Annotated in this window: 22 protein-coding genes and 7 tRNA genes; 10 read left to right on the top strand and 19 right to left on the bottom strand. The window is 74.4% G+C overall.

What is annotated here, in order from left to right; genetic code table 11:
- Positions 1–19 precede the first annotated feature (19 nt).
- The 3 genes from thrS to GBN72_RS28660 all read right to left on the bottom strand — a co-directional run bounded on the left by thrS (position 20) and on the right by GBN72_RS28660 (position 3,990).
- The gene (thrS, locus tag GBN72_RS28670) at positions 20–1,999 is read right to left on the bottom strand and encodes a threonine--tRNA ligase (RefSeq protein WP_151774845.1); all 1,980 of its coding nucleotides are present in this window, start codon (positions 1,997–1,999) and stop codon (positions 20–22) included.
- Positions 2,000–2,101: 102 nt separating this feature from the next.
- A complete protein-coding gene (locus GBN72_RS28665; RefSeq protein WP_439959827.1) occupies positions 2,102–3,427 on the bottom strand; it encodes a serine/threonine-protein kinase in 1,326 nt (441 codons plus the stop codon).
- Entirely contained in the window at positions 3,424–3,990 is a 567-nt protein-coding gene (locus GBN72_RS28660; protein WP_151774844.1) for a DUF4365 domain-containing protein, read from the bottom strand. Before GBN72_RS28660 ends, GBN72_RS28665 begins: the two co-directional genes overlap by 4 nt.
- 178 nt (positions 3,991–4,168) lie before the next feature.
- Here GBN72_RS28660 and GBN72_RS28655 point away from each other — a divergent pair, with 178 nt between their 5' ends.
- On the top strand, positions 4,169–4,894 hold the full coding sequence (locus GBN72_RS28655; protein WP_151774843.1) for a 3'-5' exonuclease: 726 nt from the start codon (positions 4,169–4,171) through the stop codon (positions 4,892–4,894).
- A 126-nt stretch (positions 4,895–5,020) separates the two neighbouring features.
- On the opposite strand, the gene GBN72_RS28650 is transcribed toward GBN72_RS28655, so the two are convergent.
- The 4 genes from GBN72_RS28650 to GBN72_RS28635 all read right to left on the bottom strand — a co-directional run bounded on the left by GBN72_RS28650 (position 5,021) and on the right by GBN72_RS28635 (position 6,497).
- Positions 5,021–5,092: transfer RNA gene (locus GBN72_RS28650), tRNA-Val, on the bottom strand.
- A 39-nt stretch (positions 5,093–5,131) separates the two neighbouring features.
- Entirely contained in the window at positions 5,132–5,599 is a 468-nt protein-coding gene (locus GBN72_RS28645) for an SRPBCC family protein (protein ID WP_151774842.1), read from the bottom strand.
- 342 nt (positions 5,600–5,941) lie between these two features.
- Positions 5,942–6,013: transfer RNA gene (locus GBN72_RS28640), tRNA-Val, on the bottom strand.
- Between the two features lie 55 nt (positions 6,014–6,068).
- Positions 6,069–6,497: a TIGR02611 family protein gene (locus tag GBN72_RS28635; RefSeq protein WP_151774841.1), complete on the bottom strand. Its 429-nt coding sequence runs from the start codon at positions 6,495–6,497 to the stop codon at positions 6,069–6,071.
- Positions 6,498–6,827: 330 nt separating this feature from the next.
- Here GBN72_RS28635 and GBN72_RS28630 point away from each other — a divergent pair, with 330 nt between their 5' ends.
- Together GBN72_RS28630 and GBN72_RS28625 are read left to right on the top strand one after the other, a co-directional pair.
- Positions 6,828–7,241 carry an SsgA family sporulation/cell division regulator gene (locus tag GBN72_RS28630; RefSeq protein WP_004002642.1) on the top strand — a complete coding sequence of 138 codons (414 nt, stop codon included), beginning with the start codon at positions 6,828–6,830 and terminating at the stop codon, positions 7,239–7,241.
- Positions 7,242–7,515: 274 nt separating this feature from the next.
- The gene (locus GBN72_RS28625) at positions 7,516–8,073 is read left to right on the top strand and encodes a CGNR zinc finger domain-containing protein (RefSeq protein ID WP_151774840.1); all 558 of its coding nucleotides are present in this window, start codon (positions 7,516–7,518) and stop codon (positions 8,071–8,073) included.
- Positions 8,074–8,150: 77 nt separating this feature from the next.
- Here the strand turns inward: GBN72_RS28625 and GBN72_RS34350 are convergent, their stop codons facing one another.
- Positions 8,151–8,312, bottom strand: a complete 162-nt coding sequence (locus GBN72_RS34350) for a hypothetical protein (RefSeq protein ID WP_164540927.1) — start codon at positions 8,310–8,312, stop codon at positions 8,151–8,153.
- A gap of 232 nt (positions 8,313–8,544) precedes the next feature.
- Positions 8,545–8,982, bottom strand: coding sequence for a hypothetical protein (locus GBN72_RS28620; protein ID WP_151774839.1), 438 nt, complete (start codon positions 8,980–8,982; stop codon positions 8,545–8,547).
- 221 nt (positions 8,983–9,203) lie between these two features.
- On the opposite strand from GBN72_RS28620, the gene GBN72_RS28615 reads away from it, so the two are divergent.
- Positions 9,204–9,725: a DsbA family protein gene (locus GBN72_RS28615; protein ID WP_151774838.1), complete on the top strand. Its 522-nt coding sequence runs from the start codon at positions 9,204–9,206 to the stop codon at positions 9,723–9,725.
- Positions 9,726–10,235: 510 nt separating this feature from the next.
- Here GBN72_RS28615 and GBN72_RS28610 read toward each other — a convergent pair.
- The 3 genes from GBN72_RS28610 to GBN72_RS28600 are packed head-to-tail and all read right to left on the bottom strand — an operon-like array spanning position 10,236 to position 12,991.
- Positions 10,236–11,075, bottom strand: coding sequence for a GNAT family N-acetyltransferase (locus GBN72_RS28610; RefSeq protein ID WP_151774837.1), 840 nt, complete (start codon positions 11,073–11,075; stop codon positions 10,236–10,238).
- 42 nt (positions 11,076–11,117) lie between these two features.
- The gene (locus tag GBN72_RS28605) at positions 11,118–11,942 is read right to left on the bottom strand and encodes an aminotransferase class IV (protein WP_151774836.1); all 825 of its coding nucleotides are present in this window, start codon (positions 11,940–11,942) and stop codon (positions 11,118–11,120) included.
- On the bottom strand, positions 11,939–12,991 hold the full coding sequence (locus GBN72_RS28600) for a chorismate-binding protein (RefSeq protein WP_151774835.1): 1,053 nt from the start codon (positions 12,989–12,991) through the stop codon (positions 11,939–11,941). Before GBN72_RS28600 ends, GBN72_RS28605 begins: the two co-directional genes overlap by 4 nt.
- A 188-nt stretch (positions 12,992–13,179) precedes the next feature.
- Here GBN72_RS28600 and GBN72_RS28595 point away from each other — a divergent pair.
- The 5 genes from GBN72_RS28595 (at position 13,180) to GBN72_RS28575 (ending at position 13,653) form a co-directional block, all read left to right on the top strand.
- A tRNA-Gly gene (locus GBN72_RS28595) sits at positions 13,180–13,252 on the top strand.
- 38 nt (positions 13,253–13,290) lie between these two features.
- Positions 13,291–13,364 (top strand) — tRNA-Cys (locus GBN72_RS28590).
- Between the two features lies 1 nt (position 13,365).
- Positions 13,366–13,437: transfer RNA gene (locus GBN72_RS28585), tRNA-Val, on the top strand.
- A gap of 34 nt (positions 13,438–13,471) precedes the next feature.
- A tRNA-Val gene (locus tag GBN72_RS28580) sits at positions 13,472–13,543 on the top strand.
- Positions 13,544–13,581: 38 nt separating this feature from the next.
- Positions 13,582–13,653 (top strand) — tRNA-Val (locus tag GBN72_RS28575).
- Positions 13,654–13,718: 65 nt separating this feature from the next.
- On the opposite strand, the gene GBN72_RS28570 is transcribed toward GBN72_RS28575, so the two are convergent.
- Both GBN72_RS28570 and GBN72_RS28565 read right to left on the bottom strand, forming a co-directional pair.
- Positions 13,719–13,997, bottom strand: coding sequence for a TFIIB-type zinc ribbon-containing protein (locus tag GBN72_RS28570; protein ID WP_151774834.1), 279 nt, complete (start codon positions 13,995–13,997; stop codon positions 13,719–13,721).
- A 127-nt stretch (positions 13,998–14,124) separates the two neighbouring features.
- Complete coding sequence (locus GBN72_RS28565) at positions 14,125–15,042, bottom strand: phosphotransferase family protein (protein WP_151774833.1); 918 nt, start codon at positions 15,040–15,042, stop codon at positions 14,125–14,127.
- A gap of 531 nt (positions 15,043–15,573) precedes the next feature.
- On the opposite strand from GBN72_RS28565, the gene GBN72_RS28560 reads away from it, so the two are divergent.
- Positions 15,574–16,896 (top strand): serine/threonine-protein kinase, encoded by a 1,323-nt coding sequence (locus tag GBN72_RS28560; RefSeq protein ID WP_164540944.1) that lies wholly within the window; start codon positions 15,574–15,576, stop codon positions 16,894–16,896.
- 613 nt (positions 16,897–17,509) lie between these two features.
- Here GBN72_RS28560 and GBN72_RS28555 read toward each other — a convergent pair.
- From GBN72_RS28555 to GBN72_RS28535, 5 genes are all read right to left on the bottom strand, one after another.
- Complete coding sequence (locus GBN72_RS28555; protein ID WP_151774831.1) at positions 17,510–18,322, bottom strand: TrmH family RNA methyltransferase; 813 nt, start codon at positions 18,320–18,322, stop codon at positions 17,510–17,512.
- Positions 18,323–18,336: 14 nt separating this feature from the next.
- The gene (gene cobA / locus GBN72_RS28550; protein WP_151774830.1) at positions 18,337–19,569 is read right to left on the bottom strand and encodes a uroporphyrinogen-III C-methyltransferase; all 1,233 of its coding nucleotides are present in this window, start codon (positions 19,567–19,569) and stop codon (positions 18,337–18,339) included.
- 243 nt (positions 19,570–19,812) lie between these two features.
- The gene (gene cobT, locus GBN72_RS28545) at positions 19,813–23,622 is read right to left on the bottom strand and encodes a nicotinate-nucleotide--dimethylbenzimidazole phosphoribosyltransferase (RefSeq protein ID WP_151774829.1); all 3,810 of its coding nucleotides are present in this window, start codon (positions 23,620–23,622) and stop codon (positions 19,813–19,815) included.
- A 382-nt stretch (positions 23,623–24,004) separates the two neighbouring features.
- A complete protein-coding gene (gene cbiE / locus GBN72_RS28540) occupies positions 24,005–25,210 on the bottom strand; it encodes a precorrin-6y C5,15-methyltransferase (decarboxylating) subunit CbiE (protein ID WP_151774828.1) in 1,206 nt (401 codons plus the stop codon).
- 115 nt (positions 25,211–25,325) lie between these two features.
- Positions 25,326–25,934, bottom strand: coding sequence for a GNAT family N-acetyltransferase (locus GBN72_RS28535; protein WP_151774827.1), 609 nt, complete (start codon positions 25,932–25,934; stop codon positions 25,326–25,328).
- Between the last annotated feature and the right edge of the window lie 149 nt (positions 25,935–26,083).

Here is a 26,083-nt window from a genome sequence, read left to right as displayed (position 1 = left end):
GGGGCCGTTCGTCAGGGCGTCACACCTGGACGCGGCGCTCCACGACGTCCGCGATCTTGGCGATCGCCTCGTCCCGCGGGATGCCGTTCTCCTGCGAGCCGTCGCGGTAGCGGAAGGAGACCGTGCCGGCGTTCATGTCGTCGTCGCCGACGATGACCATGAACGGCACCTTCTGCTTCTGGGCGTTTCGGATCTTCTTCTGCATGCGGTCGGAGGACGCGTCGACCTCGACCCGCAGCCCCTTGCTCTTCGCCTCGGCCGCGAAGTCCTGGAGGTACTCCACGTGCGCGTCGCCGATCGGGATGCCGAGCGCCTGCACGGGGGCCAGCCACGCCGGGAACGCGCCCGCGTAGTGCTCCAGCAGCACGCCGAAGAAGCGCTCGATGGAGCCGAAGAGCGCGCGGTGCAGCATGACCGGCTGCTGCCGGGAGCCGTCCGCCGCGGTGTACTCGAGGCCGAACCGCTTGGGCTGGTTGAAGTCGACCTGGAGCGTCGACATCTGCCAGGACCGGCCGATCGCGTCCCGGGCCTGGACGGAGATCTTCGGCCCGTAGTACGCGGCGCCGCCCGGGTCGGGGACCAGCGGCAGGTTCTGCTTCTCGGCGGCCTGGCGGAGCGCCTCGGTGGCCTCCGCCCAGTCCTCGTCCGAGCCGATGAACTTGTCGGAGTCGTCGCGGGTGGAGAGCTCGAGCTCGAACTCGGTCAGGCCGTAGTCGCGCAGCAGGTCGAGCACGAAGGTCAGGAGCGTGTCGAGCTCCTGCGGCATCTGCTCCTTGGTGCAGTAGATGTGCGCGTCGTCCTGGGTGAACCCGCGGGAGCGGGTCAGGCCGTGCACCACACCCGACTTCTCGTAGCGGTACACCGTGCCGAACTCGAAGAGCCGCAGGGGCAGTTCGCGGTAGGAACGGCCGCGCGACTTGAAGATCAGGTTGTGCATCGGGCAGTTCATCGCCTTGAGGCGGTAGTTCTGCTCGTCGAACTGGATGGGCGGGAACATGCCCTCCGCGTAGTGCGGCAGGTGCCCCGAGGTCTCGAAGAGGCCTTCCTTCGAGATGTGCGGGGTGTTCACGAACTCGTAGCCCGCGTCCTCGTGGCGCCGGCGGGAGTAGTTCTCCATCTCCTTGCGGATCACGCCGCCCTTGGGGTGGAACACCGCGAGGCCGGGGCCGAGCTCGTCGGGGAAGGAGAAGAGGTCCAGCTCCGCGCCGAGCTTGCGGTGGTCTCGCTTCTCCGCCTCGACGAGGAAGTCCAGGTACTGCTTGAGCTCGTCCTTGGACGGCCAGGCGGTGCCGTAGATGCGCTGGAGCTGCGGGTTCTTCTCGCTGCCGCGCCAGTAGGCCGCGGCCGAGCGCATCAGCTTGAACGCCGGGATGTTCCGGGTGGTGGGCAGGTGGGGACCGCGGCAGAGGTCCTTCCAGCACAGGTCGCCGGTCTTGGCGTCGAGGTTGTCGTAGATGGTCAGCTCGCCCGCGCCGACCTCGGCGGCGGCGCCGTCGGCGGCCTGCGCGGCGTTGCCCTTGAGGCCGATCAGCTCCAGCTTGTACGGCTCGCCGGACAGCTCCTCGCGCGCCGCCTCGTCGGTGGTGACGCGGCGGGAGAAGCGCTGGCCCCGCTTCTGGATCTCCTGCATCTTCTTCTCGATGCGCTTGAGGTCCTCGGGGGTGAACGGCTCCTCGACGTCGAAGTCGTAGTAGAAGCCGTCCTTGATCGGCGGGCCGATGCCGAGCTTGGCCTCCGGGAAGAGCTCCTGGACGGCCTGCGCCATGACGTGCGCGGTGGAGTGGCGGAGGATGTTGAGACCGTCCTCGGAGGAGATCTCGACGCCCTCGACGCTCTCGCCGTCCTTCGGCTCGTACGCGAGGTCCTTGAGCTCGCCCCCGACGCGGACGGCGACGATCGAGCGCTCGCCGGCGAAGAGGTCGGCGGCCGTAGTGCCCGTCGTCACCACGCGCTCTTCCCGCTCGGAATCGCGTTGGATGATCACACGGACGTCTGACACCGGTCTCTCCTGACTGAAGGCCTGCTGAGGTGAGGATCTCGACACGTCACAGCTGACGTGTACGGGAATCCTACCGAGCCGCGCGCACCCCACGCGAAGCGGTTAGCCCTCGCAGTCCTCCCCGCACGCCTCCTCGAAGAAGTCGAGGTTCTCCTGCAGGGACTTCATCAGCCGCTCGCGCTCGGCCTCGTCCACGGTGACCGGGGTGACCCCGCAGGCGCCGGTGAGGCGGCGGAAGCCGGCCCGGCTGTCGAGCCGGCCGTCCAGTCGGACGGGCAGCCCGACCAGGTGTGCCTGTCCGGCGATCCGGTACGACTCCTCGTCCAGGGTGACGCGCACGTGCGGGACCTCCGCCCCGGTCAGCACCCGCAGCCGCACGGTTCCCGCCCCGTCGGCGCCGGTGCGGCGCAGCCGGTCCACGGTGCCGGTGAGCCGCACGGTGACGGAGGGCTCGGCACGCCGGTAGCGGACGCCGGCCTCGCGGAGGGCGGGCAGGTCCCCGGGCGAGAAATCGACCGGCTCGGCGTCGGGACCGCACCCCTCGGGGATCCCCGCGGCGGGAGCCCAGGAGATCGTCACGCCGGCTCCCTCGGTGCCCCGGACCAGGGTGACCAGGGCCTCGGTCAGCTCACGGCTCACCCCGGCGGCGACGGCGGCGTCGAAGGCGTCCATCCCGCCGGTGGCCCGTCGGTGGTCGACGGCCTCCCGGGTGGCGCGGAGCGCCTGGTGCAGCCGGACCGCCAGCGGGCGGGCCGGGGCGACCGGCGCGAAGGCGGTGAGCACCCGACCGCCGGTGGCGGTTCCGAGCAGCAGCACGTCCTCCAGCGCGGCCGCGGCGGCCCTGCGGTGGCGGGCCCCGTGGTAGCCGGTGCGGGCCCGTCCGGCCAGCGCGGCGGCGAGCAGGGTGTGGCGTGCCGCCGAGCGCAGCCCCTCCTCGGCCGTCCAGGGCGCCGCCGCGCCCGCGCGGGAGTGGCCCTCGGGGATGTCCCGGCGCCAGCGGATCTCGTCGCTGGGCACGGCGAGGGCGAGCAGGATCTCGCGGGCGGCGGGTTCCTCGGTACGGGCCAGGGCGTCCAGGGCCTCGCCGAGCAGGTCGGCGCTGTCGGGGAAGGCGCGGCTCTCCGGCACGAGCAGGCTGGTGCGCTCTCCGCGCGGCCCGGGCGGCGTCCACCGGCCGTATCGGCCGGCGGCTCCGCCGCGCCGCCGCCAGCCGTGGCGGGCCAGCAGTGCCGCGAGGACGGCGGGGTCCACCTGCCCCGGGTCGGGCGGCGTCCCGCCGGGACGCTGGTCGCCGGTCCTCCGGAGCCCGCGGGGGCGCGGCATCACGGGGCATGCCGCCTCCCCGTCGTCCGCGCCGTCCGCGGGATGGGGGCGGGGGCGCCCACGACGGGGGACGCGCCCCGGGTCGTCGATCGGCCGGTGCGTCACGGTATGCCTCCCCTTCCGACCCGGTTCATGATCTCGCAGAGCGCCCGGTCGTCGAAGATGCGCGAGGTCGGCACCCGCACGGTGGTGCGGGTGCGCCCGGTGACCGGATGTCCGGCGAGGTTGACCCAGTAGCAGCAGTGCCTGAGGTCCAGCCGGTCGTGCCCCGCGGTCAGCCACTGGTCGCGGGCGCGCGGAACCAGCATCACCACGAGGATCTTGTGCACGGTGACGGGTGTGCGGGCCAGCTTGGCCAGGTGGCCGTTGTCCAGCGTGAAGGAGAAGTGCCGTCCCGGCGGGCGGGGCGGTATCTGGTAGGTGGCCTTCAGCTGGACCTTGATGGTGACCTCGTCGTCCACGGTGTGGCCGGGCGAACTGTGGCTGACGTGCCAGTCGATGCCGTTGTCGGGGAACGGCTGGGACAGCGAGCACCCGGCCGCGGCCGCGACGGCGTGCAGGTATCCCACCTGGAGGGTCTCCATGCAGGCGGTCGTGGCGAGTGTGCCGCGTGGGTGCGCCGCGCGTTCGGGCAGCAGTCCCCCGCGCTCGGGCTGCGCCGTAGCCATGCCCAACAGCCTCTCCGGCCGGACGGTTCGAGGGCGGAGCCGCTGAACTGAGCGGACCCGTATCTCTGTTGTCTCCGTCCGGCGTACGGCGCAAACGGCCCGGGTATCACCGGTGCACGGTGGACGTTCCGTCTGCCGCCTTGCGTGTGCGGGGAGTTGAGCGAGGGGTTGCGGAGACATGACGTGCTGGTACGAGGGCCCACTGGTCGCCTTCGACACGGAGACGACGGGTGTGGACGTGGAGAACGACCGCGTGGTGTCGGCCGCCCTGGTGGTGCAGGACGCACCGGGCACCCGGCCGCGCGTGACGCGCTGGCTGGTGAACCCGGGGGTCCCGGTTCCGGCCGAGGCGACGGCGGTGCACGGGCTCACCCAGGACCATCTGGAGCGCAACGGCCGCTGGCCGGCTCCGGTGATGTACGAGATAGGCAGGGCGCTGGGCGAGCAGGCGGCCGCGGGCCGGCCGCTGGTGGTGATGAACGCGCCCTTCGACCTGACCCTGCTGGACCGTGAGCTCCGGCGGCACCGGGCGTCCTCACTGGACCGCTGGTTCCGGTCGGCGCCGCTGCGGGTGATCGACCCGCGGGTGCTGGACAAGCACTTCGACCGGTACCGCAAGGGCCGCCGGACCCTGGTCGACCTGTGCGGGTTCTACGGCGTGGAGCTGACCGAGGCGCACGACGCGGCGGCGGACGCGATGGCGGCCCTGGACGTCACGCGGGCGGTCGGGCGCCGGTTCGCCTCCCGGCTGGAGCGGCTGTCCCCGGCCGAACTGCACACGCTCCAGCAGACCTGGCACGCGGCGCAGGCGAAGGGTCTGGAGGCGTGGTTCGCGCGGAGCGGGACGCCGGAGGCGGTGGACCGCTCGTGGCCGCTGCGCCCGGGACTGACGGCGGCCGCCTGAGTGCTCGGCCGCCGGCGGGCGACTGCCGCCGGACGACGGGCCGGCGTCCGGGGACGCCGGCTGTCCGGAGGAACGACGGAGGCGACCCGGCCGCTGTGTCGCGGTCTCGGATCGCCTCCGGTGTTGTGGGCGATACTGGGTTCGAACCAGTGACCTCTTCGGTGTGAACGAAGCGCTCTCCCGCTGAGCTAATCGCCCGGGAACGCACTGAACAATACAGGCCCGACGGCCCTTCGTTCAAACCGCTTCCCCGCCGCCCGCCAGGAAGGCCTCCAGCCCACGGCGTCCGCCGCGCATCATCAGGGCGTGGTTGGCCCGCAGCAGCGGGCGGCCGGGCACGCCGAGCAGGCGCAGCACCGGCTTGGCGAGGACGGTGTCCTGGTCGTGGAGGACCAGCGTGCCGGTGCCCGCCGGGCGGACGGTCCAGCGCATCCAGCCCCGCAGGTCCCCGGACAGCTCCGCCTGGAGCACGCCGGCCGCCGGCTCGTGCCGGACGGCCCGGATGCCCAGGCGGAGGTCGTACGGGAGGAGCGAGCGGACGAGCACCTGCCCGGATGCCTCCCCGGTCCGCACCGCCCGTCGCACCTGCGGCCACCAGCGGGGGTACGCGTCGACGTGTTCCAGGGCCCGGTAGACGGCTCCGGGCGCCGCGGACAGGGTCCAGCGGCCGGAGAAGCGGTACCGGGTGAGCTCGCTCGGCCTCATGGCCCCAGTGTCCACGAGCCGTTCGGCGGCGGCCGACGGGCCCGGCGGCGAACACGCGGGGTGTCGCACCGAGTTGCCGCTTTCCCCGCGGAGGCCCCGGCTCCCATTGCCGTATTCGCGATGGCGCGGCGAATTGCCGGTCCTCGGCAGAGACTTGACGGAGCGCAGGATAAACGGAGGAAGCGGCTCCGTGAACGCGCCGGGAAATGTGCGGCGTTCCACGAAAACAATCGCCCAATTCCGGACCGAATTCACCGGCGCGGGCCCGGACAGCCGCCCCGGGAGGCCAAAAGGAGGAGGGTCCGCCTCCGCGTTTCCACGGAACCGGACCCTCCTCGTCGGTGGGCGATACTGGGTTCGAACCAGTGACCTCTTCGGTGTGAACGAAGCGCTCTCCCGCTGAGCTAATCGCCCGGGCGCAGGAAGAACATTACCCCATGTCAGGGGGTGCTCCGCACCACCCCCCAGGTCACCGCCGGTCGATGTTCCAGGGCATGGCCAGGCCGAACTTCCACAGGTAGATGCCGCAGAGCGTGGCCACGATCACCAGGGCGATCGCGGTGAGCGTCAGGTTGCGGCGGCGCACCTTGGGGTCCAGCGCCTTCTGCGCGGCCTCGGTGACCTTGCGCTTCGTCCAGCGGAGCACCAGCTGCGCCCAGACGAACTCGGTGGCCCAGATCGCCATGCCACCGAAGATCACCACCCAGCCGGGACCGGGGAAGACCAACATCAGCACGCCGGCCCCGATCACCGCGAGGCCGACCAGGAAGACGCCCACCTGCCAGCTCACGTGGAGCGCGCGGCGCCGCTGGACGAACTCGGGCGCCCGCGATCCCAGCGCCCGCTCGTGCTTTCCCTCCGGCTGCCCGGAGCCCTCGGTGTCCGCCACCTCACTCATGGTGGCACCGGCGCCCGGCGCGCCGCCTTCCGTGCCGTCGGCCGGGGTTCCACGATCGTCATGTGTCACGTCGGATTCCACCTCGCCCGCTGTCGTGCGCATCCCCCGCGTCTCCCCAGGTTCGTCACTCCCCGTATTCACTCGCGAAACCCTACCCGAGCGAAAGTGATCACCGGAATGGTCGCCTCTATCGAAGTACCCTCGGCCAGAAGAGGTACATAAACGCACGCAAAACCCTCAGAGGGGTTTACAACGGCATCGTGTGTGGCATGTCGATTTCGCCGACGTGCGAATCCCCGAGCGCACACTGAGCGAAAGGCCCTGGCGCTTATGAACACCACGGTCAGCTGCGAGCTGCACCTGCGCCTCGTTGTATCGAGCGAGTCCTCACTGCCTGTCCCCGCAGGCCTGCGGTACGACACGGCCGATCCCTATGCCGTGCACGCCACCTTCCACACCGGAGCCGAGGAGACGGTCGAGTGGGTGTTCGCCCGTGATCTCCTCGCCGAGGGGCTGCACCGGCCCACCGGCACGGGCGACGTCCGTGTCTGGCCGTCCCGCAGTCACGGCCAGGGGGTCGTCTGCATCGCCCTGAGCTCCCCGGAGGGCGAGGCCCTGCTCGAGGCCCCGGCGCGGGCCCTGGAGTCCTTCCTGAAGCGTACGGACGCCGCCGTGCCACCCGGCACGGAGCACCGTCACTTCGATCTCGACCAGGAACTCTCGCACATCCTGGCGGAGAGCTAGGAGCGGGAGACCCCCGGGGCGCCTCCGGCCCCGGCCGCACCACAGCTCGAGCAACCTCGGCCGTCCACTCGGGGAGACGGCCGGGGCCGGCACAGCCTCGAACGGGCCGGCACAACCGCATACGCACGCACCGGCGCCGTCGCCGCGGTTCTCCCCGCGGTGGACGGCGCCGGGGCGTTCCACCGACCGACCACCCCTTCCCCCCGGCCGAAAAGCCATTACGATCGGCCACCATCGGCGGGCGGCCCGCGGATGCCCAGGCAGGGAGCGATACGTGCTGATCACCCATGACACCAGGTGTGCCCTGGACGCCGTGGTGGACCTGGTGAACACCGCGCCGGAGGACGGCACGGCGGACGGGCTGGCGGACCTCCGCGCGCTCGAGGCCTTCGTGGCCGGCCACCGAATCAGCGACGTGGGGACCCTCACCGAGCTGGACCTGTCGGCGGTGCGGCGGCTGCGGGGGAGGTTCGCCGCCGTCTTCGCCGCCACCGACACCCGGATCGCCGCGGGCATGATCAACGAGCTGGTCGCGGCGGCGGGCACCACGCCCCGGCTGACCGACCACGACGACTACGACTGGCATGTCCACTACTTCGCGCCGGGCGCCTCGGTCGCCGACCACCTGGCCGCGGACTGCGGCATGGCGCTGGCGTTCTTCGTCGTCGCCGGGGAGCGGGAGCGGCTGCGGCGCTGTGAGGCCCCGGACTGCCGCCGCGCCTTCGTGGACCTCTCACGCAACCGTTCACGCCGCTACTGCGACAGCCGCACCTGCGGGAACCGGCTCCATGTCGCGGCCTACCGGGCGCGCCGCAAGGAGGCGGCGGGCTGAGTGCGGCCCTCCGCCCGCCCGCGGGCGGCTGAGAACGCCGCCCCCGACGGGTGTCGCCGGGGACGCGCGCGGCCGGCTCACAGCAGCAGCAGGTCGTGCAGCGCTGCCATGAGGAACAAGGTCCCGATCACCGCCAGGAAGATCATCAACGGCGGCTGGGACAGGGCGAAGAGGCACCCGCGGGGCTCGTGCTCGTCTCCTTCCGGAGGAGCGGCCCCGGTCCGTGTCGTGTCCAGCATCTCGCGGCCATCATGGGGCAGCGCCCGGTGCCGGGTCGATCAAGCCGCACGACCTGCACGGTAGTGGGTCGACCGTATGCCGACGGGCCCGCTTCCCGACCGGTTCGGACCGGTCGCGGAGCCGTGCGTGATCACCGGCCGAAACCGTCGGATCATACGACCGCCCGGCTTGACCCGGGCGGGGCAGGGCGGGGCGTGGGCAGGGCGGGGCAGGGCAGGACAGGGCAGGGGCTCAGATGCCGTGCTTCTTGAGGATCGCCTCGATGTCGCTGAAGTCGTCCTGGTCGCCGGAGCCGGCCGCGGGCGCGCGGCGGCCCGTCTCCGGGGCCGGGCCCACCGAGCGACGTTCGGGGGCGGCGGTGGCCGCGGGCTGCCGCCGCTGCCCGTCGGCGGCCGGGGCCTCGGCCCTGCGCAGGCGGCGCCGCTCCACCGAGCGGGTGATCAGGAACAGCAGCCAGGCGCCGCCGAGCAGGCCGAACCCGGCCCACGCCTTCGGGCTGAACGCGGTGTCCGCGGCCCAGGCGACGACGCCGGTCAGCACCAGGCCGAGCGGGACCAGGGAGTAGGCGGCGATCCGGGCGGCCGTCAGGAAGCGGCGCCGGAAGGCCGTGACCGCGGCGATGCCCAGGCCGGCCGCGGACACCGCGCTGCAGATGGTTTCGGCGAGCATCAATGCCTCCTGACGGACGGGGCGGCGGGTGGATGCCGCTCCCTCCATCGTGCCCCCGCCGCATGCCGCGACGCCACGGTCCACGGCCGGAACCGGCGGAATCAGGGACATCCCCCAGGCCGCCCCCGAGCCGCCCCTGATCCGTCCCTGACCCGCCCCTGATCCGCCCCTGATCCGCCCCTGAGGAGCGGGGGCCGTGCGGCGGCTGGGAGACTGGTCCCATGAGCGACGCCTCCTCCAGTACCCCCGTTCCTGTCGTGCTCGACGTCTGGTGCGAGCTGCAGTGCCCCGACTGCCGCACCGCCCTGGACGACGTCCGCGCGCTGCGCGCCCGCTACGGCGACCGGCTGGAGGTGCGGCTGCGGCACTTCCCGCTGGAGAAGCACAAGCACGCGTTCGCCGCCGCGCAGGCCGCGGAGGAGGCGCTGGAGCAGGGCAAGGGCTGGGAGTACGTCGAGGCCGTGCTCGGCCGGGTGGCGGAACTGGACCGCCGGGGCGAGGCGCTGCTGGTCGACGTCGCCCGTGAACTCGGGCTGGACGCCGAGGAGTTCGACACGGCGCTGGTGGACGGCCGGCACATCCTGATCGTCGACGCGGATCAGGCGGAGGGCAAGGCGATCGGGGTCACGGGCACGCCCACGTATGTGATCGACGGTGAGCGGCTGGACGGCGGCACGTCGCAGGACGGCCTCCGCGCCCGCATCGAGGCCACCGCCGACCGCCTCCTCGGCGACACCACCTGACGACCACGGCCTGGCCCCCGCCTGCCACCGGGCGGCGCGTGGGCGCCGCTCCACCCGCGGCACCCGTGCCGCCGCCCGGCACGCAGCTCCCGCCCTCCATGCTGCGGGCAGTCGTGCCGCTAAGGGCGGCACGGGTGGGCGCAGGCCTCACGTGCGCACGTGGCGGCTCGCTCCGCGGAACGTAAGCCCCTGGGAAGGGGGCGGGTCGGGGGATGAACAGTGCTGTCCGCCTGGGGCCGGGCTTGGGCGCGCCGCAGTGAGGTCACGTGCGTAAGGTGCCGCCCGCTTGGGCCTGGTGGAGCGGACCGCTCGCCGCGGAGGGTGCCGCCCTGCGCCCGCCCTCCCCGAAGCTCTCGGCTTCGCTCGAGCAGGTGGGGGTGCCCCCGGACGGAGTCTGGGGGAGGACCCCCATCGCCCTCTGGGCGGCCCAGCCGCCCGCAGAACGGTCGGGCATGCGCGCCCGCAGGGGGGCGGGCAGGCGTCCGCGGGGCGGCGAGAGGTGGCGTGGGGTCAGGGCAAGGGTTTGTAGAGGTGGTGGAGGGTGGTGCGGTAGCCGAGGGACGCGTAGAGCCGCTCCGCCGGGTCGTTGCCGGCGAACACGTTGAGCCCCAGCACGCACCGCCCCGCGCCCACGGCCCGCCCCTCCGCGAGCCGCATCAGCGCCCGCCCGTGCCCCCGGCCACGCACGGCCGGCTCGGTCCGCACCTGGTAGACGTACGCCGCCCCGCCCTCGCCCTCCCCCGCGCCGAGGGACAGCCACAGCACCCCGGCCCGCTCCCCCTCGTGCTCCAGCACGTGGAACTCCATCCCCGCGGTGGCGATCCCGTCCGGCAGGACCTGCCGCTGCTCGCGGCGGGACTTGGCCAGCGCCTCGGCCTCGCTCACCCCGCGCGCGATCCACTCACGCGCGTACTCCGCCGCGTCGACCTCGCGCCACGCCTCGAACTCCTCGGGCGTCATGGGCCGCGCACGGCTTCCCGCGGGCAGTCCGGGCGCGCCCCCGTCGAGCCGCTTCTCCATGTTCCGGTTCCGCAAGGTGTAGCCGAGCCCCTGCGCCAGCCGCAGGGCCGCCTCGGCGTCCGCCGGCACCGTGGCCTCGATCCGCCGGCAGCCCCAGACCCGGGCGACCTCCTCGGCGGCGAGCGCCGCCACCGTGGCCCGGCCGCGCCGTCGGTCCGCCTCGTCGATCCAGAGGTCCCGCACCTGTGCCACCGCGTCACCGAACACCGCCGAGGTGCCCAGACGCACGGCGCCGACGGGCCGGCTGTTCACACACACCTGGTAGCGGCGTGACCGGGTCCCGTCGGCCTCCTGCTGCAACGGCTCGATGGGCCGCAGGGTGGTCGTCATGTCGGTGGTTCTACCCCACCCGGCCGCCCTCGGCCACCACGATCAGGGGTCGAGGTCGTCGCCGGACCGCTCGGCGAAGATCCTCATGGCCTTGGCGGTCAACGGACCCTCCACGCCGGGAAGTTCACGGGCGTCCACCCGGTGCACCGCCTGGACGTCGCGGAGCGAGGAGGTCAGGAACACCTCGTCGGCGCGCTCCAGGACGTCGAGCGGGAGGTCCGTCTCGCGCGCCCCGGTCCACTCGGCCACCAGCTCGCGGGTGATGCCGGCCAGGCAGCCGGAGGCGAGCGGCGGGGTGAGAATCTCGCCGTCCAGGACGACGAAGACGTTGGAGCCGGTGCCCTCGCAGAGCTGCCCGACGGTGTTGCCGAACAGGGCCTCGGTGGCGCCCTGTTCGTGGGCGCGGGCCAGCGCGACCACGTTCTCGGCGTAGGAGGTGGTCTTCAGGCCGGTGAGCGCGCCGCGCTCGTTGCGGGTCCAGGGCACGGTGATCACGGCCGTGGAGTCGGGGCGGCGCTTGGCCTCGCCGAGCGCCACCACCAGCGTGGTGCCCTGGTCGCCGCGGTCGGAGCCGAGCGGGCCGTGGCCGCCGGTGTAGGTGATCCGCAGCCGGCCGAGGGCGACCCCCGGATTGGCGTCGATCACCGCGGCGCAGGCGCGGCGGACCTCGTCGGCATCCGGGTCGGGCAGGCCGAGGCCCCGGGCGGAGCGGGTGAGGCGGTCCAGGTGGCGGGTGAGCGCGAAGGGCTTCCCGTCGACCGTCTTCACCGTCTCGAAGATCCCGTCCCCCACGGTCAGGCCGTGGTCGAGGACGGAGACACGGGCGGACTCGATGTCCTTGAGCCCGCCGTCGAGCCAAATCTTCACGAAAGGGTCCCTCCACTGGTGTCGTACTCCCCCGACGCTACCGCGAGCAGCCGGGACGCCTTGAGCTCGGTCTCCGCCCACTCCCGTTCCGGGTCGGAGTCCCAGGTGATCCCCGCGCCGGTGCCGAACCGCAGCACGGCGGCGCCGGCGCCGTCCCGCTCGATCCAGAACGTGCGGATGCCGACGGCCAGCTCGGCCCGGCCGCGGTCGGCGTCCACCCAGCCGACGCCGCCGCAGTAGGGGCCTCGCGGGGAGCGCTCCAGGGCGGCGAGGACGGTCAGCGCCCTCTCCTTGGGGGCGCCGGTGACCGAGCCGGGCGGGAAGGCGGCGGCCAGCAGCTCCGGCCAGCCGGCCCCGGGCCGCAGCTCACCGCGGACCGAGGAGACCAGGTGGACCAGTCCGGGGTGCTTCTCCACCGCGCACAGGTCTGGCACGGTGACGCTGCCGGTACGGCAGACGCGTCCCAGGTCGTTGCGGACCAGGTCGACGATCATCACGTTCTCGGCGTGGTCCTTGGGCAGCAGGTCCGCCTCGGTCCGCCCGGTGCCCTTGATCGGGCCGGACTCCACGACGCGGCCGTCACGGCTGAGGAAGAGCTCCGGGGAGGCGGTGGCGATCTCCACGCCGTGCTCCGGGAGCCGGATCGTTCCTGCGTAGGGGGCGGGGTTGCCGCGCGCCAGGAGGGCGGTGAGGTCGTCGACGTCGGCGTGCGCGGCGACGGGCGCCGTCAGGACGCGGCAGAGGTTGGCCTGGTAGACCTCGCCGGCCGCGATGTGCCGGTGGATGCGCCGGACGCCCCGCGTGTACGCGGCGCGGTCGAGCGAGGACGTCCAGTCGCCGGGGGCGGGGGCCGGCCACCGGCCGGGGACGGGCGCGGGGACCGGCTCGGGGCGGACGTCGGCGAAGCGGGCGCAGGTCAGACGGCCCTCGTAGTCCGCGGCGACGGCCCAGAAGCCGCTGGAGTCGAGCGCGGCGGGGTCGTCGGTGACGTCGAGCAGGCCGGTGGCGACCATGCCGCCGAACCGGGCGAGGGGTGGGAGGTGCTGCACTCCGCCGAGTGTAGGTCGGGCTCCGGGCGGCCCTTCGGGGCCCATGGGGCAGGGCGCCGTGGGACCTGCCGGAACGGGGTCCGGCACGGTCCGCCGCGGCAGGCTGCGCAAACGCGTTTTTGTACTGGCCCGGGAATGGGCTAAAGTTCAACACGTCGCCGGGACGCGGAAGCGGACCGAACCGACAGGCGGACGTAGCTCAGTTGGTAGAGCGCAACCTTGCCAAGGTTGAGGTCGCGAGTTCGAGCCTCGTCGTCCGCTCGCAAGAGCAGGGGATCTTCCCGAGACCCTGTGCTCCTGGTGGAGTGGCCGAGAGGCGAGGCAACGGCCTGCAAAGCCGTCTACACGGGTTCAAATCCCGTCTCCACCTCCAAGGACGATTAGCTCAGCGGGAGAGCGCTTCCCTGACACGGAAGAGGTCACTGGTTCAATCCCAGTATCGTCCACTGGTCCGCGAGGACCTGATCCGCAAGGATCCCCGCGCGATTAGCTCAGCGGGAGAGCGCTTCCCTGACACGGAAGAGGTCACTGGTTCAATCCCAGTATCGCGCACGCGGTAGCACGGCCCCTGGGCCGCGCATCTGTCCCGAGGACGATTAGCTCAGCGGGAGAGCGCTTCCCTGACACGGAAGAGGTCACTGGTTCAATCCCAGTATCGTCCACACCGGCGCGAAGCCCCCGTCCACTTCGGTGGACGGGGGCTTCCGCGTTCCGGCGACTCCCGCGGTCAGGAGGAGAAGAGCATCCGGCCGAAGCTGTGCGGGCGGTGGTGCCCGCCGTGGTGGCCGCCGTGGTGGCCGCCGTGGTGGCCGCCGTGCGGCGCGCCCCAGGCCGGAGCGCCGGGGGCCGCGGGCGGGGCGGGCTGGGCCCACTGGGCCTCCAGCCGGGTCAGCGTCTCCAGCTCCCCGTAGTCCAGGAAGATGCCCCGGCAGCCCGAGCACTGCTCGATCTGGACCCCGTTGCGGTTGTACGTGTGCATCGGCGCGTGACACTTCGGACAGTGCATCGACGGATCAACTCCTTGTTTCGCGGTGCGTGTTCGTTCTTCGGCACGGGTTCCGTGCCGCTGTGGCCCCCGCCCTCACAGACTCTCCCCGGGGCGCGGCCGGTTGCACCCCCGGCGGCCGGATCCGTCACAGAACTCCGGTCCGTGGGGCCGTCATTCGGTCACAGGCGTCGACCAGCGCCTCCTCCCCCTCGTCCAGCGGCCGTCCGGCGAGGGCGGCCTTGGTGACGAACCGGGAGGCCGTCTGGACGGTGAGGGCGCGGGCCGGGACGTCCAGCACGGGCCAGGGGTCCCCCTCGGCCGGCAGGGCGGGGCCCCGGGCGGTCCGGTAGGCCCGCAGGAAGCGCCGCCATTCCCCGGCCGGGAGGAGCCCGCAGGCGTACCAGGAGGCGGGGCGGGCCAGGTCCCAGGCGGGGACGCCGACGCCGAGGTCGTCGACGTCTATCAGCCGCCACGGCCCGTACGGGGCGGGGTGGCGGACGAGCTGGCCGAGGTGGAGGTCGCCGTGGCAGAGCGCGGTGCCCAGTTCCGGCGGTGCGGGCTCCTCGGCGCGCGCCCAGGGCGGCAGGGAGGCCCAGGCGCGCAGCAGCACGGGCACGGCGCGGTGGTGCGGCGCCTCGGTGGTGAGCCGTGCCACCGCCAGGGCCGCCTTCTCGGGCCCGCGCATGGCGGGCAGCCCGGGCGGCGGCGGGGTGCGGTGCAGCCGGGCGGTCAGGGTGGCGGCGTCCTCCCAGGGGGCGGCGTCCGGGTCCTGCGGGTCGACGGGGAGGCCGAGCGGCCAGCAGGTCACCTGGCGCCCGTCCAGCACGGCGGGGGCCGGGTCCAGCGGCGGCAGCAGGATCTCCGGCAGGGCGGCGGCCACGGCGAGGCGGCGGCGCAGTGCGCCGGGGTCGGTGCCGGGGGCGTGTGCCTTGGCGACGGTGCGGTGGTGGCGGACGACGGTCGCGTCGGGGCGGTCGGCCAGGGTGCCGGTCGCGCAGCCGGGGCAGGGCGCGGCGGCGGGGTGGGCCGCGGCGCGGGCGTGGGCGTGGAGGTCTGCCGGCATGGCGGTGAGCGTACGCGGGCAGTGGATCACGGTGCGGCCGAGGACGACCTGGCGGGGCGAGGCCCCCGAAAACCCCACGCCGGCGCGACGATCGCGCCGCGCCGGCGTGGTGCCGTCCGTCGTACCCCCGTCCCCACGGGGTTCGTCAGGGCTGATGTCCCCACCCGGACCGCTCTTCCGGGCCCGGGACGCGCTCGGCGACCCGGCACCACACCCTCGGACGACGTCTGCGTGGCCACACTCCGCATCCTGTCGTGGAACGGCGTTCCGGTCGTCATGCCCCCGGATGAATCCGGCCGTCCCGGCTACTTCCCAGGGTGGAGAGGCGCAGGCCGCGGCTTCTGCTTCGGAGGGACGGCGAGTGACGTGGTTCACGTCCCGGCACGGTCGCCAAACCCCTTACGGGGGCGGCATCTTGGCAGCCTCGAGCCCACGAACGCGTTCCCGGAGGGGTGAGCGGGCGCGGCCTGAACGCGCGGCGCGGCCGGGAAACGTAAGCTGTTGGCTCGTCAGACGGACCGGGCAGCGGGGATGAACATGGCGATGATGCGCCTCAGGCGCGAGGACCCGCGCGTCGTCGGCTCGTTCAGGCTGCACCGGCGGCTCGGCGCGGGCGGGATGGGCGTGGTCTACCTGGGTTCCGACCGGCGGGGCCAGCGGGTCGCCCTCAAGGTGATCCGGCCGGACCTGGCCGAGGACCAGGAGTTCCGTTCGCGGTTCGCCCGTGAGGTGTCGGCGGCGCGGCGGATCAGGGGCGGCTGCACGGCGCGGCTGGTGGCGGCGGACCTGGAGGCCGAGCGGCCCTGGTTCGCCACGCAGTACGTGCCCGGGCCCTCGCTGCACGACAAGGTCGCCGAGGAGGGTCCGCTGCCGGCGGCGGAGGTCGCGGCGATCGGTGCGGCGCTCTCCGAGGGGCTGGTCGCGGTCCACGAGGCCGGGGTGGTCCACCGGGACCTCAAGCCGTCCAACATCCTGCTCTCCCCCAAGGGCCCCCGGATCATCGACTTCGGCATCGCCTGGGCGACCGGGGCGTCCACGCTCACCCATGTCGGCACGGCGGTCGGCTCGCCGGGGTTCCTCGCCCCCGAGCAGGTGCGGGGGGCGGCGGTCACGCCGGCCACCGACGTGTTCGCGCTGGGCGCGACGCTGGCGTACGCGTCGACCGGGGACTCGCCCTTCGGGCACGGGAGTTCCGAGGTGATGCTGTACCGGGTGGTGCACGAGGAGCCGCAGCTGCGGGGCGTGCCGGGGGCGTTGGCGCCGCTGGTGCGGGCCTGTCTGGCGAAGGATCCGGAGCAGCGGCCGACGACGTTGCAGCTGTCGCTGCGGCTCAAGGAGATCGCGGCGCGGGAGGCTCAGGGGCTGGGCGAGGTGCGGCCCGCGGGCCGGGAGGACGGGGCGGCGGGCGCGGCGACGGTACGGACGCCGGTGCCTCGGGGGTCCGGGCCTTCCGCCTCCGCCTCGGCCGGGCGGACCCCGGTGCGGTCCGGCGGGGTGGCGCCTTCCTCGGCGGCGGGCCGTCGTTCCGCGCCCACGCCGGCGAGGCGGCGGCCGTCGTCCGCGGGCGGGGCCCGCGGTGCGGCCCCGTCACGGGGCGGGCGTCCGGCTCCGGGGACGGGCGCGGGGCCGGGGGGCGGCCCGGGGAGCCGGGGCGGGGCCAAGCTGCGGCCGGCCAATCCCCGGTTGCTGCGGCAGCGGTTGATCGTGTTCGTGGTGGTGACGTTGCTGGCGGCGCTGGGGATCGCCACGGTGCAGGGGTGCCAGGGGCCTGCCGACGCTGCCGGTGTCGCGCCGGCGGTTGTCTCGTCCGATGTCGGTGGGGGTTCCTCGGCCGAGGCGCCGCCGGGGCGCTGACCGCGGAGCGCGCGGGTGCCGCGTGGCGTCTTCGGCGCCGCCCGGATCCACGGCCCGCCCCGGGCCGCCCGCGCCGTCGCGCCCGAACCCGCCGACCGCGGAGGGGGCGGGCGCGTTCAGCGTGCGCGACACCGCCCGGGGCCGCCCAGGCACGGCCCACCCCGGCTGCGCGAACCGCCGCACGAACCCGCCGGCAGCAGAGGGGGCCGGCTCGTTCCCGTACGCACCAACGCCCGTACACGGCCCACCCCCGGCCACGCCGGCCGCCGCGTGCAAGCTCGCCGGCCGCGGACGGGCCGGGCTAGTTCACCGTGCGTGGCACCGCCCGGGGCCGGCCCATCCCCAGCTGCCCGACCGCCGCGTGCGAACGCGCGGGCCGCGCCCGCCCGTGCCGCCCCCTGGGCGGCCCAGCCGCCCGCGGACAGGACCACTCAGGGGCAGGGCGCCGCCGCGCGGCAACCCAACCGCCCGCGGACCGGGCCGGCCGAGGGCAGGGCGCCGCCGCGCAGCGGCCCAACCACCCACCGACCGGACCGGCCGAGGGCAGGGCGCCGCCGTGGGGGAGTCCGGAGGGGGCTTGGGGCGTGGGGACGTGAGGGGGCCCGCAGGGGGCTCAGGTCAGGGTGGGGCGGGTGGCGTAGAAGGCGACGGCCGACGCGGCGGCGACGTTCAGGGAGTCGACCCCCTCGGCCATCGGGATGGTGACGTGGAGGTCCGCCGCGGCGAGCACGCGGGGACTGAGCCCGTCGCCCTCGGTGCCGAAGACTAGGGCGAGCCGCTCGTCCCGGCGCGCGGCCAGCTCGTCCAGGGTGACGGCCCGCTCGCCGAGGCAGAGCGCGGCGACCGTGAAGCCCCCCTCGCGCAGCCGCTCGACGTCCGCGGGCCAGGACTCCAGCCTGGTCCACGGCACCTGGAAGACGGTGCCCATGGACACCTTCACGGCCCGCCGGTACAGCGGGTCGGCGCACCGCGGGGTGAGCAGCACGGCGTCGACGCCGAGGGCTGCCGCGTTCCTGAACGCGGCGCCGATGTTGGCGTGGTCGACGATGTCCTCGAAGACGGCCAGCCGCCGCGCCCCGGGGAGGAGTTCACCGACGTCCCGCAGCGGCTCGCGCCGCATGGAGGCGAGCGCGCCGCGGTGGACGTGGTAGCCGGTGACCTGTTCGGCGATCTCGGGGGTCACCACGTGGACCGGGGCGTCGGTCTCCTCGACGAGGTCGGCCATCACGCCCGCCCACTTGGGGGTGAGCATCATGGACCGCATCCCGTGACCGCCGGCGACGGCCCGCCGGATCACCTTCTCGCCCTCGGCGATGAACAGGCCCTCGGCGGGCTCGCGGCGGCGGCGCAGCTCGACGTCGGTCAGGTTCGTGTAGTCGGCGAGGCGGGGGTCGGCGGGGTCGTCGACGGGGATGAGTTCGGCCATGGGAGGAGGGTGCCTTACGGGAGTGTGGTGGGGCCGACGGCGACCACCGGGCCGATGACGATGACGGCGGGCGGCCGGACGTCCTCGGCGCGGACCACCTCGCCGACGGTGGCCAGGGTGGCGTCCACGCGCCGCTGGGCGCTGGTGGTGCCTTCCTGGACCAGGGCGACGGGGGTGTCGGGGGCCTTGCCGTGGGCGATCAGCGTCTCGGCGATGCGGCCTATCTTGTCGACGCCCATCAGGATGACGAGGGTGCCGGTGAGCCGCGCCATGGCCGCCCAGTCGACCAGCGAGCGCTCGTCGTCGGGGGCGACGTGGCCGCTGAGGACGGTGAACTCGTGGGCGACGCCGCGGTGGGTGACCGGGATGCCGGCGGCGGCCGGGACGGAGATGGAGGAGGAGATGCCCGGGACGACGGTGCAGGCGATGCCGGCCTCGGCGAGCGCCTGGGCCTCCTCCATGCCGCGGCCGAAGACGTACGGGTCGCCGCCCTTGAGGCGGACCACGGCCTTGCCCTGCTTGGCGTGCTCGATCAGGGCGTTGTTGATGGCCTCCTGGGGCATGAAGCGCCCGTAGGGGATCTTCGCGGCGTCGATGACCTCTACGTGGGAGGGGAGTTCGTCGAGCAGGTCGCGGGGGCCGAGGCGGTCGGCGATGACCACGTCGGCCTCGGCGAGCAGGCGGCGGCCGCGCACGGTGATCAGGTCGGGGTCGCCGGGGCCGCCGCCGACCAGGGCGACGCCGGGGGACTTGGTGCGGTGCTGCGGGGCGACGAGGGTGTTGTCGCGCAGCCCTTCGACGACGGCGTCGCGGATGGCGGCGGTGTGCCGCGGGTCGCGGTCCTTGGCCTGGGTGGTGAGGACGGCGACGGTGACGCCTCCGGCGCGGCCGGTGGCGGGGGTCCAGGCGGTGGCGGCGTCGGCGTCGTCGGAGCGGACGCACCAGACGCGGCGGCGCTCGGCCTCGGCGGAGGCGGCGGCGTTGGCCTCGGGGTCGCTGGTGGCGACGACGGCGTACCAGGCGCCGTCGAGGTCGCCGTCGGCGTAGCGGCGGCGTTCCCAGGCGATCTCGCCCGTGTCGGCCATCGCCTCGACGGACGGAGTGGCGGAGGGGGAGACCAGGGTGACGTCGGCGCCGGCCGCGACCAGGGCGGGGAGGCGTCGCTGGGCGACCTGCCCGCCGCCGAGCACGACCACTCGGCGGCCGGTCAGGCGCAGGCCCACGGGGTAGGCGGGGTGTTCGGCCATGGGGGCGGCTCCCTCGTTGGGGTACCCCCTGCTCGAGCGGGGTCGAGAGCGGGGGCGGGCTGCATGGGACGCTGCCGGGCCGCTTCGGGGCATGCCCGGCAGGGATGGGAGCTGCGCCGTCGGAGCTGCCCTGACAGAGGGGAGTTTATGGCGTGCGGCGGACCCGTACCGGGGCCGGGCGGTGTGATCTTCGCACGATCTCCTGCCCGCCCCCGGTCACGGCGGCGTCGCTGCCCGGTACCGCTACTTCTCGGTGACTCCGGCGGAGTCGAAGGTGGCCACCTCGTGCATGGCGCGGGCCGTCGACTGGACCAGCGGGAGCGCCAGCAGCGCGCCGGTGCCCTCGCCGAGCCGCAGGTCCAGGTCGACCAGCGGGCGCAGGCCCAGCTTGTTGAGCGCGGCGATGTGGCCGGGCTCGGCGCTGCGGTGGCCGGCGATGCAGGCGGCCAGCACCTCGGGGGCGATGGCGCGGGCGACCAGGGCGGCGGCCCCGGCGCTCACACCGTCCAGGATGACCGGCGTGCGCAGGCAGGCGCCGCCGAGCAGCAGGCCCACCATGGCGGCGTGCTCCAGACCGCCGATCGCGGCGAGGACGCCGATCGGGTCGGCCGGGTCCGGCTGGTGCAGTTCGAGGGCGCGGCGGACGACCTCGGTCTTGCGGGACAGCGTCTCGTCGTCGATGCCGGTGCCGCGGCCGGTGACCTCGGCCGGGTCGGTCCCGGTGTAGACGGAGATCAGCGCGGCGGAGGCGGTGGTGTTGGCGATGCCCATCTCACCGGTCAGCAGCGCCTTGTTGCCCGCCGCGACCAGGTCGCGGGCGGTCTCGATGCCCACCTCGATGGCGGCCTTGGCCTCCTCGCGGGTCATCGCCGGGCCCTGCGTCATGTCGGCGGTGCCGGGCCGCACCTTGCGGGGCAGGAACCCCTGCTGGGTGGGCAGGTCGGCGGCCACCCCGACGTCGACCACGCAGAGTTCCGCGCCCACCTGGGTGGCGAACGCGTTGCTGACCGCGCCACCGCCGAGCATGTTGGCCACCATCTGCCCGGTGACCTCCTGCGGCCACGGCGTGACGCCCTGGGCGTGGACGCCGTGGTCGCCGGCGAACACCGCGACGGCGGCGGGCTCCGGGATCGGCGGCGGGCACTGCCGGGACAGGCCGCACAGCTGGGCGGAGATGATCTCCAGCATGCCGAGCGCGCCGGCCGGCTTGGTCATCCGCTTCTGCCGCTCCCACGCCTCGCCGAGCGCCTTGGCGTCCAGCGGGCGGATGCCGGCGATGGTCTCGGCGAGCAGGTCGTGCGGCTGCTCGCCGGGCAGGGCACGGCGGCCGTAGGTCTCCTCGTGGACCGCCCAGGACAGCGGGCGGCGCTTGGACCAGCCGGCCTGCACCAGTTCGGGCTCGTCCGGGAACTCGTCGACGTAGCCCACGCACAGGTAGGCGACGACCTCGAGGTACTCGGGGAGGCCGAGGGCGCGGACCATCTCGCGCTCGTCGAAGAAGCTGACCCAGCCGACGCCGAGGCCCTCGGCGCGGGCGGCGAGCCACAGGTTCTCCACGGCGAGCGCGGCCGAGTAGGGGGCCATCTGCGGCTGGGTGTGACGGCCGAGGGTGTGGCGGCCGCCGCGGGTCGGGTCGGCGGTGACGACGATGTTCACCGGGGTGTCGAGGATGGCCTCGATCTTCATCTGCTTGAACTGCTTCGCCCGGCCCTTGGGCAGCGACTTGGCGTACGCCTCGCGCTGGCGCACGGCCAGTTCGTGCATCTGCTGCCGGGTCTCCTCGGAGCGGATGACGACGAAGTCCCAGGGCTGGGAGTGGCCCACGGACGGCGCGTGGTGCGCGGCCTCCAGGACGCGTCGCAGCACCTCGTGCGGGATCGGGTCGGTGCGGAAGCCCTGGCGGACGTCGCGCCGCTCGCGCATCACCCGCAGCACGGCCTCACGTTCGGCCTCGGCGTAACCGGGGGCGGCGGGCTGGAACGCGTCCTCGGCCGCCGGCTCCTGTTCCGTCCCGGCGACGACCTCGGGGCGCTCCTCGCCCTCGCCCGCCGTCTCCGCCACCACCTCGGCCTGGGCCTGGGCCTCGGCCGCCGCCTCCGTCTCCGTCTCCGCGGGGACGGGCTCGTCGACGGGCGCGGCCTGGGCGGGGACCGTGTCGGCGGCCCGCGCCTCGTCCTGCGCGGCCTCGTCCTGCGGGGCCTCCGGCAGCGACGCCTGCGGCTGCGGCTCCTCGACGTCGGCGGCCTCGGCGGCCTCGGGCCGGGCCACGGCCGGCTCCGCGGGAAGGCTCTCGCCCTCGCGGGGGGCGGGCACGACGGCGACGGGGCCCTCGGGGGCGTGCGGCTGCTCCGGCCGCTCCGCCGGCGCGGACGCGGCGGCCGCCCCGGGGGCGGGCACGGGCTGCTCGGCCGGCTCCGTGGGGATCTCCCCGACGGCCTGCCCGGCGACGGCCTGCTCGGTCCCGGGCCGACCCGCCGGTGCCTGCTCCGTCAATGCCTGTTCGGCGACGCCCTGCTCGGCGACGGCCTGCTCCGCGGCTGCCTGCTCGGCGGCGGCCTGCTCCGCGGCGGCCTGCTCGACGGCCGCGCGCTCGGCGACGTGCTCCGCGGACTGCTCCCCCGTCGCCACCCGGGCGTCGTGGCCGACGTGCTCGGCCGTCTGGGGGGCAGGGGTCTGCGCGGGCCAGGCCTCGCCGCCGTCGGCCGCGGGGTACCCGGGGGCCGGGGCCAGGTGCGGCGGGGCGGGGACGGTGCCGGCGACGGGGACGAACTCGCCCAGCGGCTGCTCGGCGAGGGCGAACTGGCCGGTGGCGTCGGCTCCGTGAGCGGTGGTCTGCTGGAGGGCGGCCTGCTGGGCCGCGGCCTGCTGGACCACGGCCGGGTCGTGGACGGCGATCCCGTGCCGGCCGCCGAGGGTGCCCTGGCCGGAGAGGGTGTCGTTGGGGAACGTCTGCGGCTGGGCCGCCTCCTGGCCCGCGTACGTGTCCTGCCGGCCGATGTGGGCGTCCTGCTGAACGGCGAACGCCTGCTGCCCGCCGTAGGTGTCGTGCCCGACGGCCTCCTGCCCGGGGTACGCCTGCTGGTGGGCGGCGGCCGGGTACTGGCCGGTGCCCTCGGCCTGGGCCGCGTAGGCGGTGCCCGCGCCGAGCGAGGCGTCGGCCCCGTAGGCGTCCTGGGCCGTCGCGTAGGCGTCACCGGAGTGCTGCTGCGCGGCCTGCTCGGGGTAACCCTGGGCCGCGGCCTGACCGGTGGGCACGCCGCCCCACGGGGTGGGGTGCTGGGTGGTCGCGCCGGCGCCCTGGGCCTCCGGGTACTCCGCGGCCGGGGCCTGCTGGCCCAACTGCCGCACGACGGTGGCGGGGCCGCGGTCGGCGAGGGAGCGGACCGGGCTCATCGAGGCGTCGGGGGTCGGCGGACCGAGGTGCAGCGGGCGGCGGGGGGCCGCGGCCTGCGCGGACGCCTGGACGGCGGCGCCGAGGTCGTAGCTCCCGCTGTCGTGGACACCGGTGACGTGCGAGGTCTCCGCCCGGGCGTCCTGCGCCTGGCCGTGGAACCCCTGCTCGTGCGGGCCCTGCCCGCGCGTGCCCTGCTCGTGCGGGCCCTGCCCGTGCGGACCTTGCTCGTTCATGCCCTGCTCCTGCACGCCGTGCGCGGCCATGCCCGGCTCCTGGGTGCCCAGCGGCGCCTGCCCGGCGGCCTCCTGCTGGACCGTCCGCTGTTCGGCGTAGGTTTGTTCGGCGTAGACCTGTCCGGCGTAGGCGGCCTGATGCTCGGCGGGGGTCCCCTGCTGCCCGGCGTGGGCGTGCTGCTCCGGGTAGACCCCTTCCGGGTGACCGCCGTCCGGGTAGGCCCCCTCCGGGTACGCGCCCTCCTGCCCGGACGGCACTTCGTTGCCCCAGGCGCCCTGGGCGCCCGGCAGCAGCAGGAGATCGTCTTCCTCGGCGGTCGGCTCGGAGAGGTAGGTGTAGGAACCCGGCGTGGCGACGCCCGGCTGCTCCACCGTGCCTGCGCTCTCCGGCAGCCCCTCGCCCGGGACCTGGCCGGTGTCGGTCATGCGTACCCCTCGCCCATCGGTTGATGCCTCTTACGACTCGCTCGTCCGGAGCGGCGCGCGGTCCGCCCGTCCTGTTGAACGAGCGGGCCCGCCGAGCGGCACGAGAGACCCGCCCACTCGGACGAGGAGGCGTCGACTCGCATTGTCGCCGTCCCCCGCCTTCCGACGCAGGCCGATTCGGCAAGGTCCGTCCTGGAACTCACCCTCTCGTGCGCCTCCGGCGCCGTCGTACCCCACCCGTCGGTCCACCCGGTGGTCTTGTCCGGACATGGTCCGACGAGAACCGAAATCCAGGCGCGGTACAACGATCGGCCAGCCTACCCCGCGCCCCGACACCGTTCGATCACGGGGCGCTACTGGAGGCGGGTCGACGCGGGGCCGCCTACGGGCGGTTGCGCAGCAGCTCACCGCAGAGCAGGAAGCCGACGCTCCTGCCCTTCTCGGTCCACTGCTCGGCGTCCAGCGCGACGGACTGCAGGAGCGAGCAGTCGACCCGGTAACCGCGCTCGGCCAGGCGTCGGCCCGCGAGTTCGGCCGCGTCCCGGGTGGGGACGTGGGCGGCGATCCGCTCGGGGCGCCGGTCGGCGGCGGCGGCGATCACGTCCGCTCCCCCGCCGGTGATCCTCACCACATCGGGCTCCGGCAGGTTCTCCAGGACGTGCGGGGCGTCGCCCCGGACGATCTGGAGCTGGACCCCGGACCGCCGCGCTGCGCGCTCGGTGCGGGCGCAGGACTCCGGGTCCCGGTCGACGGCGATCACGGCCGCTCCGGCGCGGGCGGCCTCGACGGCGAACGCGCCGCTGCCGCAGCCGATGTCCCAGACCAGGTCGCCGACGTGCGGCCCCAGCCGGGACAGCTGGGCGGCGCGCAGCGGCTCCGCCTCGGCCTCGCCGAACGGGCCCTCGTAGGAGTCGGCGGGCAGGACCCAGCCGCGGGGCCCGGCGGGAGCGCGGCCGGCGATCCAGGGAGCCGATTCCGCGGTGGTGGGGGCGCCGATGGCGATCACCACGTTGGGGTCGCGCCAGACGTGGTCGGCGGCGCGGTCGGAGGTGACCACGCTGACCTGCTCGCGGTCGGTGCCGAGTTCCTCGCACACGACGAAGGTCCTCGGCGCGCCCTCGAGCAGCAGGCCCAGTTCGGCGGGCCCGGCGCCGGGGGCGGTGAGGACGGCGACCTTGGTGTGGGCGCGGCAGACGTTGACGGCCCGGCGCAAAGTGCGCGGATGCGCGACGACCACCTGGGCGTCGTCCCAGGGCATCCCGGCGCGGGCGAAGGCGGCGGCGACCGCGGAGACGGCCGGGACCACCTCGAGCTCGAGGCCGAACTCGGGGTCGCGCAGGGTGCGGACGACACCGAAGAAGCCGGGGTCGCCGTCCGCGAGGACGACCGCGGTGCCGCGGTGGGCGGCGATCCGGCGGGCGGCGAGGGGGAGACTGCCGAGGCGGATCCGTTCGGCCTCGGGGGGCACCTCGGGGAGTGCCAGGTGGTGGGGGGCTCCCGCCACCAGGGTGGCGGCGCCGAGCGCGGAGCGTCCCGCGGCGGTCAGCGGCGAGCCGTCCCAGCCGATCACCGTGACCCGGTCGGCCATCGTCGTCAGTCTCCAGAGGTGGGCAGGGGTGAGCGGGGGGAGGTGTCGCCGGTGGTCGGGGAGGCCCGGAACGCGGGCGCGCAGTGAGGTTACCCCGCGGACGGGAGGCCGGTGGTCAGTCCCAGTCCGCGTACTCGCCGACGCCCTCGAGGTCCTCGGGCAGCAGGCTCCAGACGATGAGGTCGGTCCGCACGTCGCCCCAGGCGCCGGTGTCGTCCTTGGCCCGGGCTATCCAGGCGCCGCGCAGGACGCCCTCGCTGACGCAGCCGATCTTCTGCGCGACCTGCTGGGAGGCGGCGTTGTCGGCCGCGGTGCGCAGTTCCAGGCGCTCGAACTTCTGGTCGCGGAAGAGCCACTGGGCGGCGGCCAGGGTGGCCTCGGTGGCGTAGCCCTCGCCGCGGGCCCAGGGGGCGATGACGTAGGCGGCCTCGGCGGAGCGGATCCGCCAGTCGGTGTGGTGGAGGTGGAGGGTGCCGACGAGCCGCTGGGTGAGGAACTCGGTGACGGCCAGGACGATGCCGCGGCCCCCGGTGCGCTCGGCCGGGGCGAGTTCGCCGATCCACTGCCGGGCGTGGTCCTCGGTGTAGGGGTGCGGGACGGAGGTCCAGGCGACGACCTGCTCGTCGTTCATCATCTCGGTGAAGGCGGGGACGTCCGCCTCCTCGAGCGGGCGCAGGACCAACCGCTCCGTGCTGATGGAGATGTCGGGGAAGGTGCCGTTCATGCGCCGCTCCGTAGCGTCGGGAAACCGTTCGGACCTGCTGAACTCTTCAGCATGCAGCATGAAAGCACCGATCAGGACGGCGGGGTCCACTCCGTGACCGGAGTGGACCCCGCGGGGTCCTGACGGTGCGTCGGCCGATGCCGCGACGT

The organism is Streptomyces abyssomicinicus (assembly GCF_008974245.1).
GTDB classification, from domain to species: Bacteria; Actinomycetota; Actinomycetes; order Streptomycetales; family Streptomycetaceae; genus Streptomyces; species Streptomyces abyssomicinicus.
This window is presented reverse-complemented; position numbering and strand designations above follow the sequence as displayed.

Excerpts from the sequence above, each read along its gene's own strand:
- GBN72_RS28565 (WP_151774833.1), bottom strand. The coding sequence starts at position 15,042 with ATGCCGGCAGACCTCCACGCCCACGCCCGCGCCGCGGCCCACCCCGCC.
- GBN72_RS28655 (WP_151774843.1), top strand. The coding sequence starts at position 4,169 with ATGACGTGCTGGTACGAGGGCCCACTGGTCGCCTTCGACACGGAGACG.
- GBN72_RS28570 (WP_151774834.1), bottom strand. The coding sequence starts at position 13,997 with ATGCACTGTCCGAAGTGTCACGCGCCGATGCACACGTACAACCGCAAC.
- GBN72_RS28620 (WP_151774839.1), bottom strand. The coding sequence starts at position 8,982 with ATGCTCGCCGAAACCATCTGCAGCGCGGTGTCCGCGGCCGGCCTGGGC.
- GBN72_RS28645 (WP_151774842.1), bottom strand. The coding sequence starts at position 5,599 with ATGAGGCCGAGCGAGCTCACCCGGTACCGCTTCTCCGGCCGCTGGACC.
- GBN72_RS28610 (WP_151774837.1), bottom strand. The coding sequence starts at position 11,075 with ATGACGACCACCCTGCGGCCCATCGAGCCGTTGCAGCAGGAGGCCGAC.
- GBN72_RS34350 (WP_164540927.1), bottom strand. The coding sequence starts at position 8,312 with ATGCTGGACACGACACGGACCGGGGCCGCTCCTCCGGAAGGAGACGAG.
- GBN72_RS28635 (WP_151774841.1), bottom strand. The coding sequence starts at position 6,497 with ATGAGTGAGGTGGCGGACACCGAGGGCTCCGGGCAGCCGGAGGGAAAG.
- GBN72_RS28555 (WP_151774831.1), bottom strand. The coding sequence starts at position 18,322 with ATGGCCGAACTCATCCCCGTCGACGACCCCGCCGACCCCCGCCTCGCC.
- cobT (WP_151774829.1), bottom strand. The coding sequence starts at position 23,622 with ATGACCGACACCGGCCAGGTCCCGGGCGAGGGGCTGCCGGAGAGCGCA.
- GBN72_RS28560 (WP_164540944.1), top strand. The coding sequence starts at position 15,574 with ATGAACATGGCGATGATGCGCCTCAGGCGCGAGGACCCGCGCGTCGTC.
- cbiE (WP_151774828.1), bottom strand. The coding sequence starts at position 25,210 with ATGGCCGACCGGGTCACGGTGATCGGCTGGGACGGCTCGCCGCTGACC.
- cobA (WP_151774830.1), bottom strand. The coding sequence starts at position 19,569 with ATGGCCGAACACCCCGCCTACCCCGTGGGCCTGCGCCTGACCGGCCGC.
- GBN72_RS28660 (WP_151774844.1), bottom strand. The coding sequence starts at position 3,990 with ATGGCTACGGCGCAGCCCGAGCGCGGGGGACTGCTGCCCGAACGCGCG.
- GBN72_RS28615 (WP_151774838.1), top strand. The coding sequence starts at position 9,204 with ATGAGCGACGCCTCCTCCAGTACCCCCGTTCCTGTCGTGCTCGACGTC.
- GBN72_RS28535 (WP_151774827.1), bottom strand. The coding sequence starts at position 25,934 with ATGAACGGCACCTTCCCCGACATCTCCATCAGCACGGAGCGGTTGGTC.
- GBN72_RS28630 (WP_004002642.1), top strand. The coding sequence starts at position 6,828 with ATGAACACCACGGTCAGCTGCGAGCTGCACCTGCGCCTCGTTGTATCG.